Source organism: Sinorhizobium sp. GQ132 (genome assembly GCF_059758575.1).
Map to the genome: position 1 here is coordinate 62678 of NZ_JCAXDX010000015.1, position 13949 is coordinate 76626.

The 13949-nt window shown below is 60.3% G+C and carries 12 protein-coding genes and 1 pseudogene; 5 read left to right on the forward strand and 8 right to left on the reverse strand.

The annotated features are described in order from the left end of the window. Nucleotides 1-92: 92 nt before the first annotated feature. The 6 genes from chrA to AC6CIG_RS26195 form a co-directional block, all read right to left on the reverse strand. Complete coding sequence (gene chrA / locus AC6CIG_RS26170; protein WP_180980769.1) at nucleotides 93-1502, reverse strand: chromate efflux transporter; 1410 nt, start codon at nucleotides 1500-1502, stop codon at nucleotides 93-95. Beyond that, on the reverse strand, nucleotides 1499-2320 hold the full coding sequence (locus AC6CIG_RS26175; protein WP_102762288.1) for a chromate resistance protein ChrB domain-containing protein: 822 nt from the start codon (nucleotides 2318-2320) through the stop codon (nucleotides 1499-1501). The genes chrA and AC6CIG_RS26175 overlap by 4 nt, the downstream gene beginning before the upstream one ends. Nucleotides 2321-2812: 492 nt before the next feature. Beyond that, nucleotides 2813-3886, reverse strand: a complete 1074-nt coding sequence (locus AC6CIG_RS26180; protein WP_102762290.1) for an ABC transporter substrate-binding protein — start codon at nucleotides 3884-3886, stop codon at nucleotides 2813-2815. Nucleotides 3887-3935: 49 nt separating this feature from the next. Beyond that, complete coding sequence (locus AC6CIG_RS26185; protein WP_245425125.1) at nucleotides 3936-4757, reverse strand: ABC transporter permease; 822 nt, start codon at nucleotides 4755-4757, stop codon at nucleotides 3936-3938. 34 nt (nucleotides 4758-4791) lie between these two features. Beyond that, nucleotides 4792-5682: an ABC transporter permease gene (locus AC6CIG_RS26190; RefSeq protein WP_102762292.1), complete on the reverse strand. Its 891-nt coding sequence runs from the start codon at nucleotides 5680-5682 to the stop codon at nucleotides 4792-4794. Further along, a complete protein-coding gene (locus AC6CIG_RS26195; RefSeq protein ID WP_102762293.1) occupies nucleotides 5679-6797 on the reverse strand; it encodes an ABC transporter ATP-binding protein in 1119 nt (372 codons plus the stop codon). The genes AC6CIG_RS26190 and AC6CIG_RS26195 overlap by 4 nt, the downstream gene beginning before the upstream one ends. A gap of 281 nt (nucleotides 6798-7078) precedes the next feature. Between AC6CIG_RS26195 and AC6CIG_RS26200 the strand changes: the two genes are divergently transcribed. The 5 genes from AC6CIG_RS26200 (at nucleotide 7079) to AC6CIG_RS26220 (ending at nucleotide 12448) form a co-directional block, all read left to right on the forward strand. Then, nucleotides 7079-7777: a GntR family transcriptional regulator gene (locus AC6CIG_RS26200; RefSeq protein ID WP_018097199.1), complete on the forward strand. Its 699-nt coding sequence runs from the start codon at nucleotides 7079-7081 to the stop codon at nucleotides 7775-7777. A 102-nt stretch (nucleotides 7778-7879) separates the two neighbouring features. Next, complete coding sequence (locus tag AC6CIG_RS26205; RefSeq protein WP_102762294.1) at nucleotides 7880-9235, forward strand: aspartate aminotransferase family protein; 1356 nt, start codon at nucleotides 7880-7882, stop codon at nucleotides 9233-9235. Continuing rightward, a complete protein-coding gene (locus tag AC6CIG_RS26210) occupies nucleotides 9232-10944 on the forward strand; it encodes an acetolactate synthase catalytic subunit (RefSeq protein WP_102762295.1) in 1713 nt (570 codons plus the stop codon). Before AC6CIG_RS26205 ends, AC6CIG_RS26210 begins: the two co-directional genes overlap by 4 nt. After that, nucleotides 10941-11717, forward strand: coding sequence for an SDR family oxidoreductase (locus AC6CIG_RS26215; protein ID WP_498324090.1), 777 nt, complete (start codon nucleotides 10941-10943; stop codon nucleotides 11715-11717). Before AC6CIG_RS26210 ends, AC6CIG_RS26215 begins: the two co-directional genes overlap by 4 nt. Nucleotides 11718-11737: 20 nt before the next feature. After that, nucleotides 11738-12448 carry a response regulator transcription factor gene (locus tag AC6CIG_RS26220; protein ID WP_102762445.1) on the forward strand — a complete coding sequence of 237 codons (711 nt, stop codon included), beginning with the start codon at nucleotides 11738-11740 and terminating at the stop codon, nucleotides 12446-12448. A 62-nt stretch (nucleotides 12449-12510) separates the two neighbouring features. Here the strand turns inward: AC6CIG_RS26220 and AC6CIG_RS26225 are convergent, their stop codons facing one another. Together AC6CIG_RS26225 and AC6CIG_RS26230 are read right to left on the reverse strand one after the other, a co-directional pair. After that, entirely contained in the window at nucleotides 12511-12741 is a 231-nt protein-coding gene (locus AC6CIG_RS26225) for a Y4oE-related protein (protein WP_100670675.1), read from the reverse strand. A gap of 150 nt (nucleotides 12742-12891) precedes the next feature. Then, nucleotides 12892-13807, reverse strand: a pseudogene (locus tag AC6CIG_RS26230) (nucleotidyltransferase and HEPN domain-containing protein). Nucleotides 13808-13949: the final 142 nt, after the last annotated feature.

Consider the following 13949-nt stretch of genomic DNA (forward strand, 5'->3'; position numbering starts at 1 on the left):
ACGAGAAGCCAGGCATCTAGCCAGAGCTCGCTACTGAGACGTCGCTGCCTTATAGAGGAGCCCCGTTGCATTTCTCTGTTTCGCAAAGCGGCCTACGTGCCCAACGTCCACACCATACCGGCCAAGGCGCAGGCGAGCAGCGTGACGATGATCGATGCCTTGTACCGGAATATTGCGGTTGCGGCTGTGATGGTCAGAACGAGTGAAGGGAGAACAAGGGAGCTCAGTACGGGAACGTCCAGCGTGAGACCTCCAATGTTCCGCGTGATCACCTCGGCAAACAGCGTGTGCAAACCAAACCAGACCGCGAGATTAAGGATTACACCGACGACCGCGGCGGTGATCGCCGACATCGCGCCGGTTAGCGCCACATTGCTCCGCAGCCTCTCGATGAAGGGTGCTCCGAGGAAGATCCAGAGGAAGCAGGGGACAAAGGTGACCCAAGTCGTCAGCACTGCCGCAAGCGTCGCCGCAGTCATCGGGTTGAGCGAGCCAGGATCGCGATAGGCGCCCATGAAGCCGACGAACTGGGTGACCATGATCAACGGCCCCGGTGTCGTCTCGGCCATGCCGAGACCGTCGAGCATCTCGCCCGGTTTCAGCCAACCATATTGCTGAACCGCTTCCTGGGCGACATAGGCAAGCACCGCATAGGCACCTCCGAAGGTCACAACCGCCATCTGGCTGAAGAACAGTCCGATCTTGGTGAAGACGTTGTCCGGCCCGAGAAAGATCAAAAGCAAGGCAAGCGGCACCAGCCACAGCGCGAGGAAAACCGCCGAGACTCGTAGTGACCAGGCCAGGTCGGGGCGCGCGTGAGCAGGGATGTCTTCTCCGAGAAGCGAGTCTTCATCCTTGAGAACTGGTCCAGTTCCCGCCTTGTGGCCGCCGCCGATCCGGAAGAGCGGCGACCCCGAGCGCCCACCGATATAGCCGATGATGCCGGCGCCCAGAATGATCAGCGGGAACGGCACCCCGAAGAAGAAGATGGTGACGAAGGCGGCCGCCGCAATGCCGATCATCAGCCGGTTTTTCAGCGCCCTGCTGCCAATCCGGAAGACGGCATGAATAACGACCGCAAGCACGGCCGCCTTCAGGCCGAAGAACAGCCCCTCGACGACAGTGACATTGCCGAAGGCCGCGTAGATGTAGCTCAGAGCAAGAATTGAAAGGAAGCCCGGAAGAACGAACAGAATGCCGGCGACGAGTCCTCCGACAGTTCTGTGCAGGAGCCAGCCAATATAGACCGCAAGCTGCTGCGCTTCCGGGCCGGGCAGCAGCATGCAGTAGTTGAGCGCGTGCAGGAAGCGGTGCTCGCCGATCCAACGCTTCTCGTCGACGAGGATACGGTGCATCACCGCGATCTGCCCGGCGGGGCCGCCGAAGCTCAAGGTCGCGATCCGCGCCCAGACGCGAAGTGCGTCGCCGAACGGTATGCCATGCCTCAATGCTTGGGGCTCTGACATAGTCGTGGCGTTCCGTGCGATGTCGGACAAGGTCATGCTCCCTTTTTCGGAGAAGGCCAGTTGTGCGTTTCGTCGGTCGCGTCCCGGCACCAGCGGTAAAACGCGTCATAGAGCGGCAGACCCGCCTCGAGCTGTTCGTTGTCGTCGGCATACATGCGCGACAGCCCAAGCGAGGCGGCTAACAGGCCGGGCGCCTGCGGCGCAAGATCAAGCCGCGCCGTGTCGGCAGCCCGAACGATTGTTGCGAGCCGCAACAGCGGTTCCGTTGCCAGCCCGAATTCCTGAACCATGACGTCAAAGGTGCAATGCTCGCCACGGTGGCTCCAGCGGACCGGCGCGTCGATGTCGAAAGGCGTGGCATTGAAACGCTCGGCGACCGTTTCGACCTCGGACGGCGAGACGAACAGGAACACGGCATTTGGATCAACAAAGCGGCGGATCAACCATGGGCAGGCGATGCGGTCGATCTTCGGACGCGAGCGCGTCACCCAGACGGTGCGCCCTTGCCCATCCCTCTCGGGCAAGCTGGAGGCGGGAACTGCCGGGTGTCCGGCCTTTGCCCAACTCTCGAAGCCGCCCTCGAGCACGTCGGCCGAAACGCCGGCCTGGCGGAGCCAGGCGGCTACGCCGTAGCTCAGTTTTTTGCCGCGGTGGCAGATGACGACGGCGGACCGGCCGTAAAGCTCATCACTCCAGAGCTGCACCTCACGGTAATCGCGCCGGACCGAGCCGGGGACCAGCCGTGGGTCGGCGTTGAAATCCTCGTCAATCCGCACGTCGATGAGAGCTGGGGATTTCGGGGTACCGATGAGGCGGGCGAGCTTGTCGGGGGAAATTTCAAGAAGTGACGGCATGGCGCGTCCTCCGTCTGACCGGTTGAAAAGGACGCGATTCTTCGGCTGTCGCCTCGTGGGGTGATCGCAACCCCATGGACTGTGTTTTCCGCTCTTTGCCCACGGCTGTCAAGCGGTGCGCCCGCACTTGTCACCGCACGAATAGCTCGTGAACGGCAACCGCGACGAGGATCATGCCGGCAACCGCCTCGACCGTCTGCGGGTGAAATGCTCAGCGCCATCGTCGGGCGTCCGCAATGGGCTCAAGCGAGCCGTTCACAGCGTCTGCTGCGGAAGAGAGGGAAGGGTCGCTCCCGGCCGCTGATCAGAAACTGTCGTGCGACTGCTTCTGGACAAACGAGGACGTACACGGTGCTTGCATGAACCTCGGCTCCCCCCAAAGAGGACGCTTAGCTCGGGGTGAGCATCCGCTTCACCTTCAGACGATTCCCAAGGCGGAGGCGCTCCGAGACCGCTGCGCCTCGCCTCCATGCACGCGGGGCGCTGGTGCAGTCAGCGAATCCACTCGTTCCAGCGCTGCAACATCATCGCAGCATTGGCGTTGATCCACTCCGCGTCGGGAAGAATGACGTGATCCCGAACGTCGTCACCTTGCGGCATCGTCTTGCGCGCCTCATCCGACATCATCGAGATCGCATCGCTACTCGGGGGCGTGCAGGAGAGAGCTTCGCACGCTTTGGCCTGCGCCGCGGGAGAGTCCAGCCAGAAGGCCATTAACTTCAGCGCGTTGTCACGGTGCGGCGCGCCCTTCAGCAGCGCTATCCGGTCGCCGACGAGGAAGGCGGCCTTGTAGGACCAGTCGATCGGCAGCCCCTCATTCTGCATCGCCTTTGCGCGCGTCAACCAGATCTGCCCGAGCGAGTACTCGCCATTGCGAAACCCTTGCACGCTCTGATCGCCCGTCTTCCACCACAGCGTGACGGAAGGCCTGATCTTGTCGAGCTTAGCCAACGCGCGATCGATGTCGAGCGGAAATAATTCGTCGCGCTTTACACCATCGGCGAGCAGTGCGGCCGCCATGACGCGCCAGGGATCATCGAAGTTCGGAAATGCGCGTTCACCCGGAAATTTCCCTGTGTCCCACATATCGGCCCATGTTGCGGGAACTGGTTCTCCGGGTTTTCCGGTTCTGTAGGCCAACAGCGTAGCCGTGGATTGCAGCAGGGCCCCGCCAGCGGAGCATGCATTGGCGCTGAGGTCCTCGCGATCGGCAAATTGGCGGCAGAACTCCGTCAGATCCTCTGTCACTTCGCGATGCGCCTTTGAGGCGGCCTGGATCTCGCCGTCGAGATAGAGGTCCCAATTGACGTTTCCCGTTTTCACCATGGCCGCAGCCTTGGCGCGCATTTCGGCGTTCGTCGCCGCGACGGTGACCACCTCGATGCCAGTAGCCTTCGTGAACGGATCGAACCAGGCCTCCCTTAGAGCCTTGTCATAAGCGCCGCCGGTCGACGCGATGATGACTTGCTCGCCGGCGAATGTCGGAAGCGACAAGGCTATCAAGGATAGAAATCCGGCGACAGTCGGCTTCATCACTGCTGTGGAACGGGAGAGGAGAGACGTCATGAAAGAATCCTTTGTTAATTCAGATGCTGAGAAGTGGGAGTCCTCGGTTTCACGAGCGAGGCTTACGGGCGTTCAGCAGGTGAACCGTGCCCATGAGCAGGAGGGAAGTGGCGACGAGCACGGTCGAGACCGCGGCAATGACCGGCGTCAGGTTGAAATCGATATCCTCGAACATCTTGCGCCCGATCGATTTGCCACCAATGTCCGATATGAAGAACGCGACGGTCGCTTCATCGAATGAGGCGAGAAAGGCGAACACGGCCGCCGCTGCGACACCTGGGACGATGTTCGGCAGAACGACGAGGAAGAATGCCTGCAGCCTGTTGGCCCCGCAGTTCAACGCCGCCAGCTCGAGCGTCGGATCGACGCGCTGCAGCGACGCCGTGACGGTGATGATCACATAGGGGATTGCCAACACGGTGTGCGCGATGAGGAATCCGAAAAAGCTGCCGGTGAGCTGCAGGGGCGAGAAGGCGAGGTAGAGCGCCACGCCCAGAATGATGTGGGGAACAATCATCGGCCCGAGCGCAAGCGCCTGCAATGTGGATCTGAACGGAAGGCATCCTCGCACAATCGCGAGCGCCGCCATGATTCCCACGACAGTCGCTGTCGCGGTTGTCGCCAGGGCGATCTTAAGACTGAACCACGTCGCTGCCATCCAGTCCGGATCATTGAAATAGGCGCTGTACCATTTGAGTGTCAGGCCCTGGGGCGGGAACTCAATATGGTCAGTTTCGCTGAGCGACATCGGTAGCACGATCAGCGTCGGCAACAGCAGGAAGAAGAGAATACATCCGATCCCCGCGCCGATGGCAATGATCCCCGCCGCCCTCGAATAGCCGCGGATCGTCGGAGAAGCGAAGATATCCATGGCCGCAGGAATCCGGCCCGGCATGTGTGCGTGATCAATAGACACTGTTCAATCCCTTGCTGAGCGATAGCGTCCTGCGGAACAGGAGAACAAAAAGGAGCGTAACGGCGAGGAGTACGGTCGAAAGTGCTGCCGCGAACGGCCAATCGAGCAGGACTGTTGTCTGCTGGCCGATGAGCGTCGCCATCAGCATCGAGCCGGGCCCACCAACCAGCGCCGGGGTGATGTAGAAGCCGAGCGCCAGTACGAAACACATGACGCTGCCGGCAAAAACACCCGGCAGACTGAGCGGAAGCGTTACGGCGACGAAGGTACGGATGGGCCCGGCGCCGAGATTGCGGGCGGCACGCACGTAGTCTGGGGGCAATGCGCGCAGTGCCGAATAAATCGGCAGGATCATGAAGGGCATCAGCACATGCGTCATCGCGAGGATGACCGCGCCCTGGGTATAGATCAGCTTTAACGGCCCTTCCGTAACCCCCGTATCGACGAGCAGCTTGTTGATGATGCCGTTGCGTTGGAGAAGGACGACCCACGCATAGGAGCGGATGAGGACGGAAGTCCACAAGGGGATGAAGACGCAGGCGGCGATCGCCATTGCCAAGCCCCTGCTCAGCCGCGCCATCATGTAGGCGACGGGAAAACCCAACAGCAGGCTCGCAAGCGTCACGACAAGGGCGACCTCGATCGTGCTGAAGAGAACGTCGAGATGAAGCGACTCGGTAAAAATACGCCGATAGTGGCTGAGTGTTCCCCCGGAAAAGCTCAGCGCGATCAGCCGCGCGACCGGATACAGGAACCCAGTCAGCAGGACCGCGAGGAGGGGCGTGACCAATGCCATGGACGCGGTGGGCGAATAAAAGCGCGCGGAGCTCGACCGGCGGGATGTCAATGAAGATGAGAGTGATGCCAGTGAACGCGTCATGCGGCACACCTCTCCGCTATGGAAAAGACGTGCGCGGCTGCGCCGTCAAGGACGATGTCCACGGCGTCGTCTCTTTGGAATGGCATGACGCAGTCAGCAGCGACCTGTACCTGCAGGCTTGCTTCCGGGCGATCGGCTAGGCGGACGAGAAAGATGTATGTCGAACCGATGAACACAGCGGCATCGATGACGCCCGGCAGCGCGTCGGCGCCACCATCGCCGCGCTTCGCAAGACGCATCCGTTCTGGACGGATTGCCACACGCAGAGCCGTTCCGGCATCATATTTGCGCGTACGCTCGCTTGCCGCAGAACGGAGGTTGAGCACCGTTCTCTCCGATAAACGAACAACCGTTTGCTCAGCCGTGCAGTCGAGGCAATCGCCATCAATAAAATTCATCCGGCCGATGAAGTCCGCGACGAACTCCGTCTTCGGCTGCCGGTAGAGCTCCGTCGGCGTACCCATCTGCATCAAGCGACCGTCGGACATTATGGCGACGCGATCCGACATCGTCAGCGCTTCGTCCTGATCATGGGTTACGTAGACGACCGTGGCACCAAGTCGCTCCTGTAGACGTTTGATCTCGAATTGCATCGCCTCTCGCAATTTCTTGTCGAGGGCGCCAAGTGGTTCATCCATCAGAAGGACGGGTGGCTCAAAGGCCAAAGCCCGCGCCACGGCGACCCGTTGCTGTTGGCCACCGGAAAGCTGGTTGGGATAGCGCTCCGCGTAGCCGGAGAGCTGGACGAGTTCCAGCATCTCCTCGACGCGCTGCACGATCGCGGTCTTCTGCATCCGCCCACGCATCCTGAGCGGAAATGCGATGTTCTGGTGGATCGTCAGGTGCGGAAAAAGCGCGTATTTCTGGAACACCATTCCGATGTTCCGGTGATTTGGCGCAAGGAAAGTCACGTCCTGGCCACCGATGGCGATCCTGCCGGCGCTCGGAGCCTCAAAGCCGGCTATCATCGTCAAGGCTGTTGTCTTGCCGGAGCCGGACGGCCCCAACAGCGAGACAAACTCCCCGGCTGCGACGTCGAGCGACAGCTCGCGAATCGCAAGGGCTTCGCCGTATCGTTTTTGAAGTCCCGCAAGGGACAGAGATTGACCGATCAAATCCGCCTTTCCTTTCAGCTGTTGGACGCTCTTCGGCGTCTTCCCCTGGATACGGCCGCTTCCGGCCGCAATGAAAAGCCTTCCTCCGACCCGGGACGAGTCAGGACGATGCGCTTATTGCCGAGGTTTCTGGTGCCCCGCGGGCCGCTTGTCGCCGGCCCGCGTGACGGAGCATGTGAAAGCTGCTAATAGCCGCTGGCGCGACAAAAGCTTTGCAAAACCTTCACACTTCATTTTTGTTGCATCAAAAATTCACAGTGTCAACCGATCGAGAGAGCAAAATGGCGGACAATGCAACCGAATCGCCAGATCTTGAGAGAGCCTCGAAACGGCTGGGGGATGCCGCCTATCGGGAAATGAAGGAGCGCATCATCCGTGGCGTCTATCTGCCAGGCCACAAGTTGACGGTGCGCGCAGTCGCCCAAGACCTCGATGTCAGCACAACGCCCGCGCGCGATGCGATCAATCGTCTGACGAGCGAAGGCGCGCTTGTTTATACCGGGCCGAAGACGGTTGTCGTCCCAATTCTCGACGCGGCCGACCTTCGAGAGATAACGCTCACTCGCCTGGCGCTTGAGGGGCTGGCTTCCGAACAGGCCGCCCAGCACGGAACGCCGGCAGACGTGGAAGAACTGGTGGCCTTACAAGAGCTTATCAATTCCGCCCTCGACGAAAACCGCTATGCGGAAGCGCTGTGGCACAACAAGGAATTCCACTTTACGATCTACCGTCTCTCGGGTCTTCCCCAGCTCGTTTCGATGATCGAAAGCTTATGGCTGAGGATCGGGCCGTCCTTGCACAATCTCTACCCAGAGTTTGCCGAGGAGAAATACGGTGTTCGCAACCACGAGATCGCCATGGAGGCTCTCGCGGAGCGTGACGCGGCAAGCCTCAGGGCGGCGATGGAAAATGATATTCGCGATGGATATCGACGGCTGAAGCGCGCCTCTCTGGAGAGGGGTGCGGGCTCCTTGGCTTAAGATTTTGTTGCATGGACTTGACGGGCTGCATTTTTGTTGCAACAAAATTGTGAAGCTCGTGCAAAGCGAGCGGTCGATTTCTCACCTCAGGAAGCCGGAACTATGCTCGTTCAAGCAACAAACAGGCTGCGGCAGACGTCTGCGCGTAGTCGGTCGAAACATTTATTCAACCGCGCCAAGGCGGTGTTCCCGGATGGAACCACCCGCGCCACGGTGGAGAGGAACCCGTTTCCGATCTATGTCCAGCGCGGCGAGGGGGCTTATCTCGTCGATGTCGACGGGAACCGGCTCCTCGATCTGAACAACAATTTTACCACGCTCATTCACGGGCACGGCTTCGCTCCGGCCACGGAGGCTGTCGTCGACCTGCTGCGCTCGGGAACCTGTTTCGCCAACCCGACGGAGCATGAAATCGCGCTCGCGGAACTTCTGACGACCCGCATTCCCGCAATGGAACGGGTCCGCTTCGTCAACAGCGGAACGGAAGCGGTCATGTTCGCGATCAAGGCCGCGCGCGCTTTCACCGGCAGGCCCGCGATCGCACGCATCGAAGGCGCCTATCACGGCGCCTATGACTGGGCAGAGGCTGGGCAGGAGGTTTCGCCCGGCAAAGGCGGCTGGGCGCCAATGTCCGTCGCAACTCCGGCCTATCGCGGCACTCCCTCAAGCGTCGCCGGCGGAGTCCATCTTTTGCGCTTCAACGACGTCGAGGGCCTTGAAGCGCGCTTGAGTGCGGCGAGCGACCGCGTTGCCTGTGTACTGATCGATCCCATGCCCAGCCGGGCGGGGTTGCTGCATCCGGAGCCCGCCTTCTTCGAGGCTTTGTCGGAAACGGCGCGCAAGTACGGAATCCTGATTGTCGCGGACGAGGTGCTCAATCTTCGGCAGGGCTATGCCGGGGCCTCAGCACGCTACGGTCTGAAACCCGATCTGACCACGGCCGGCAAAATCATCGGAGGCGGCTTCCCGATCGGTGCCATTGGCGGCCGCGAGGAAGTGATGCGCGTTTTCGGCACCGAAGATGGAAAACCGTTGTTGCCGCAGGGTGGCACGTTTTCCGCAAATCCGGTCTCAATGGCCGCTGGTCGGGCAGCGATGGAGGCGATGACCCCCGATGTGTTCGATCACCTCGAAGCGATGGGCGAGAGGTTGCGCGCGGGCTTGAGGGCAAGCATTGCAAAGCGCGACGCGCGCTTCTCCGTGACCGGCGCCGCCTCGCTCTTCCGCATCCATCCGAAGCGCATCGCGCCGCTCGAATATCGCGATGCCTATCTGAACGCCGAAGAGGCCTCGCTCATGCGAAGAATGAGCCGCTACTTGCTGGAAGCGGGCGTTCTTCTCCCCTATGGGGCCGCCGCCTGCCTTTCGACGGCAATGGTCGACAGCGACATCGACCTTGTCCTCAGTGCATTTGACGAATTTCTTCAGGCCGAAATCCAAAAGGAGTGCGCGCAATGACGCAACAGAACCCAAACGAAACCGTTGCGCAGCGTATCGCGACGATTCTTCGCCGGCACGATGTGGAGTTCATATTTGGCCAAAGCCTGCCATCGGCGGTCATCCTTGCAGCGGAAGCGATCGGCATTCGCCAGATCGCGTACCGGCAGGAGAACATGGGCGGTGCGATGGCCGACGGCTACGCCCGTCTTTCCGGCAAAGTCGCTGTGGTTGCCGCCCAAAACGGCCCCGCGGCAACTTTGCTTGTGCCGCCGCTGGCCGAGGCGTTGAAGGCTAGTGTGCCGATCGTGGCGCTTGTGCAGGATGTCGAGCGAGACCAAATGGACCGCAACGCCTTTCAGGACCTTGATCAGATTGCTCTCTTCCAGTCCTGCACTAAATGGGTGCGGCGTGTCACGGTTCCGGAGCGGATCGACGACTATGTGGACGCGGCATTTACGGCCGCGTCGTCAGGCCGTGCCGGCCCAGCCGCTCTGCTGCTTCCATCCGATCTCCTGCGTGCCGAGGCGAAATCTCCGGCGGTCGTACGTTCAAAGAACTTAGGCCACTGGCCCTTGGATCGCGTCCGCCCTTCGGATGAAGCACTAGCAGAGGTCGCGTCTCTGATCGCAGCGGCGCGAGCCCCGATCATTATCGCCGGCGGAGGCGTTCATTGCAGCGGCGCCGCGGCAGAACTTGCTGCGCTCCAGCAGGAAGCGTGCCTGCCGATTCTCACCACGAACATGGGGAAGGGGGCGGTGGACGAATTTCATCCGCTTTCGGCCGGAGTGTTAGGCTCGCTGGTCGGGCCGCGCTCGCTCGGTCGATACTCGTCCGCTTTGGTCGGAAGTGCGGACTTGGTCATTCTCATCGGAACGCGTACCAACCAGAACGGCACCGACAATTGGCGGCAAATTCCCTCCAGCGCGACGGTCGTGCACATTGACATCGATCCGGTGGAGATCGGACGCAACTACGAAGCCATTCGGCTGGTGGGCGATGCCAGGGAAACGCTTGCCGCCCTGAGAGCGGCGCTCACCCGCGTCGACCTCACGCGGCGGCATCGGGATCGCGCGCGACTGGAGGAATGTATCCATCAGAATTGGAAGCAGTTCGAGCTTGATCGCCACGACGTGGTGACATCGCGTTCCCGACCGATACGCCCAGAGCGGATTATGGCTGAACTCCAGGACCTGCTAACCGACGACGTAACGGTCGTCGCCGACGCGAGCTACTCGTCTATGTGGGTCCTGGGCCAACTCCGAGCGCGAGCGAGCGGAATGCGCTTTATCACGCCGCGCGGGCTGGCGGGGCTCGGTTGGGGGGTGCCGCTCGCGATCGGGGCCAAGGTTGCCCGACCGGATAAGCCGGTCATTGCGATTGTCGGTGACGGCGGCTTTGCTCACAGCTGGGCCGAGCTTGAGACCATGATGCGGATGAAGCTTCCTGTGGCGATCGTCGTCCTCAACAACGGCATCCTCGGTTTCCAGCGCGATGCGGAAACAGTGAAGTTCGGCAACTTCACATCGGCATGCCACTTTGCCGAGGTGGATCACGCGAAATTGGCGGAAGCCTGCGGCTGCCCAGCGGTTCGTGTGGAAGACCCGAGTGAGCTTGCCGATCACTTGCAGCGTGGCATGGACCAGGGGCCGCTATTGATCGAAGTGATGACCGACCCGGCGGCGCATCCCCCCCTCTCACTCTTCGCAAAGATGGACGAAGCGGCATGAGACGTGATTCTAAAGCAAGAATTGCCGTCGTCACCGGCGGCACTTCCGGTATCGGGTTGGCAACGTCCCGTCTCCTGTTGGAGCGTGGATGCCGGGTCGCCCTCTTCGGGCAAACGCTCGTCAATGTTGAAAGCGCCGCCCAAGCTCTTTGTCAGGATTTCGGCTCCGAGCGGGTGTTCGCGCGCGCTGTTGATCTCGGTGAGCCGGCGCAGATAACGGCATTCTTTCGGGAATTGGACGATTGCTGGGGCAGAGCAGACATTCTCGTTTGCAATGCCGGCATATCACCCAAGGGGCCCTACGGGCCGACCCCATTCCAAGAGATCACACTCCAAGAATGGAACAAGGTTCTTTCCGTCAACCTGACCGGGACAATGCTTTGCTGCCAGGCGGTCTTGCCCGGCATGTGCGCGCAGGGTTTTGGCCGCGTTGTTCTTGTCGGGTCCATTGCCGGTCGTGCGCTCCCGAAAATCGCGGGCACCGCCTATGTCGCCTCGAAAGCCGCACTTGCGGGCTTTGCCCGCTCGCTGGTCTCACGGTACGCGGCGCACTCAATTACGGTGAATGTCGTTGCGCCAGGAAGGATTGCCACGGAGATGGCCGGTCCGCGTGACGGCGAGGTCAATCGCACAGCAGTTGCCCGCATTCCCGCGGGCCGCCTGGGGGAGCCTGAAGAAGTCGCGGCGGCCATCGGTTTCCTGACCTCCGACGGAGCAGCCTTCATCAATGGCGCGATAATAGACATCAATGGCGGAGAATACGCGCCACTTTGAAGTTGGAGACCGGGTGCGGAATGCATGCGGGTGTGCTGATTTATACGGGCAACGCGGAGCTCTTTCTTCTGCTCGAGTACATTCTCGAGACCGAGGGATTTACTGTCCAGCTTTGCTCCGATGCGAGCGAACTGATTAGTACAATCGAGACCGAAAGGCCGCTCGCTGTCCTGGTCGATTGTTCCGATCGGCGCCTGGAGGCGCCTGGCCTTTGCCGCCGCATAAAGGCAACCAGCGACCGCCCGCCAGTCGCCGTCTTTGCGAATGCACCGAGGAAGGATCTCAGCAGTCTCGGGATCGACGTGGTCATATGCAGTCCCTACGATCCGCGACACCTGCTCGCGTTCCTCAAGGGCATTCAAACGAACTTGCCCGACGACTCCCGCCCTGGCGTCTCACGCGAGATATTCCGGCACGCGGATATCGAGATGAATGTCGCCACGGTTCGTGTTACGCGAAACGGCCACACTGTAAGCCTTTCCGCGCTACAGTTCAGACTGCTTCTGCATCTTATGAAGATGCCAACTGTGGTGCACAGTCGTGACGATCTCATCGCCGCCGGCTGGCCGCCTGAAGCCGAAGTCGAGCTCCGCACTGTCGATATCCATATCGGTCACATCAGGCGCGCGCTGAACCACTATGGGCCTGATGTTATCCGCACCGTACGGTCCATTGGCTACGCGCTTGACGGGCTCGGCCGCCAGGGCGAAATTGAGCGTTTCCCAATTTAAGCCGGGAGCGCCTTGCTCGACCACTGACAGCCGCACGGCGCACCCTCTGAATAGATGAACTGCTAAATCAAGCGGTTTCTAAGTCGTAGGAATACCTCAAACCAGAAGCCGTAATCGCCGTGTCGGCGTTCGGTCCAGGCCTCGAGCGCGCAATAGGCGGCCGCAATTGCGGCTTCGTTGCCATAGAGGCCGATCGCCGCCTCCACCACTTCCTCCTGTTGATGCTTCTGCCAGAAGCCGTCTTTCCGGGGGCTTTGCTCCCCGATGGCGGGATTGCAAAAAATCTTGGACACGCTGAACCTCCTGCTGTCCGGCGCAGGGGATCAAAATGGGTTGCCGGACGTTGGAACTCAGCTTTCGCGAGCCACAGAACCATTTGGTTCTCATCGTGCCGTCCCTGGCAAATGTGTCTATCACAAGCGAAGACTGTGCCCTTTCCGGACTCAGTCGAGATCATCTTCTGCCTGTTTTCGAAGGCGATCTAGATGTTCGATGCAGATCGCTTCCACGTCGGCAATCAGCCGACAGGCTCTTTCAACGAGCCAGGCAAGGGCTTCTTCGCTGATTTCATAGCGCTTCGAGTACCGAGATTTGACATAAGCCTCATTCAAGATGTTGAACCACGCTAGATATTGATGCTGATGGCGCGGCCAAACCTCAGCAAGTCGTTGATCTCGTTCCTCGGCGAGGCTGCGCAGATGCCTCAGATTGTGGGATGCAGGGCTGTAGCTCGTCAGGACAAGCAAGAGTGCTGAATACGCCTGCTCGATCGATTGATGAAGCAAAAACACAGCCTCTTTCGGATCGCGCTCCTTCAGATAGAACGAGGCGCCCTTCGCGAATTTCCGAGCATGCGGCATACGGTCGTCGAAATACTCGGCCGCCATTCGCAGGGCGGGCCGACGTACGCGGTCTCGTTTCGGCCAGCGGCTCGTCGTCCCGCTCATAGAGGAGGATGCCATCGCGGCGGATTTCGGAGAAAAAATACTGTCCATCGTAGTGCCGTGTTCAATTCCCGTCTTGAATGAACGATGAGGCTTACTGGCGTCCGATCTCCGGCAAGTGCATGAGGTGCTCCTGCGCCTTGTGCCAGTAGGTCGAGAAATCTGTGAGCTTCCTGTGGTTGACGACGATCAGCAGATCGTAATCCAATTTGTATCCCTTCCTCGTGTGCGGCTCGTCGAGCCATCTTCCTCGGGCATTAGAACCGAAGAGGATGATCTTCAGAATGCGGTCAAACTTTTCGAAGTCGGCCATCCCCTCATAGAGGGCGTCCTCGAATTCCTCGTGCAGGACCTCGACGATGCGCGCGAGTTCGCGCTGTTTTCGAAGCGGAACATGGTCGAGGCTGGTCTTCATCGGTTCTGGCGCTTTCTCTGATGTCATGTGCATGAATAGCGAACCCGGTTCGCTGCATCCACAGAGTGCCCATCTCACATCGAAAATCAACAAAAATGTTGCAACAAAATAGGACGAATAGCGCGTGGAGTTTACACATTTA

Excerpts from the sequence above, each read along its gene's own strand:
- chrA (WP_180980769.1), bottom strand. The coding sequence starts at position 1,502 with ATGACCTTGTCCGACATCGCACGGAACGCCACGACTATGTCAGAGCCC.
- AC6CIG_RS26175 (WP_102762288.1), bottom strand. The coding sequence starts at position 2,320 with ATGCCGTCACTTCTTGAAATTTCCCCCGACAAGCTCGCCCGCCTCATC.
- AC6CIG_RS26180 (WP_102762290.1), bottom strand. The coding sequence starts at position 3,886 with ATGACGTCTCTCCTCTCCCGTTCCACAGCAGTGATGAAGCCGACTGTC.
- AC6CIG_RS26185 (WP_245425125.1), bottom strand. The coding sequence starts at position 4,757 with ATGGATATCTTCGCTTCTCCGACGATCCGCGGCTATTCGAGGGCGGCG.
- AC6CIG_RS26190 (WP_102762292.1), bottom strand. The coding sequence starts at position 5,682 with ATGACGCGTTCACTGGCATCACTCTCATCTTCATTGACATCCCGCCGG.
- AC6CIG_RS26200 (WP_018097199.1), top strand. The coding sequence starts at position 7,079 with ATGGCGGACAATGCAACCGAATCGCCAGATCTTGAGAGAGCCTCGAAA.
- AC6CIG_RS26205 (WP_102762294.1), top strand. The coding sequence starts at position 7,880 with ATGCTCGTTCAAGCAACAAACAGGCTGCGGCAGACGTCTGCGCGTAGT.
- AC6CIG_RS26210 (WP_102762295.1), top strand. The coding sequence starts at position 9,232 with ATGACGCAACAGAACCCAAACGAAACCGTTGCGCAGCGTATCGCGACG.
- AC6CIG_RS26215 (WP_498324090.1), top strand. The coding sequence starts at position 10,941 with ATGAGACGTGATTCTAAAGCAAGAATTGCCGTCGTCACCGGCGGCACT.
- AC6CIG_RS26220 (WP_102762445.1), top strand. The coding sequence starts at position 11,738 with ATGCATGCGGGTGTGCTGATTTATACGGGCAACGCGGAGCTCTTTCTT.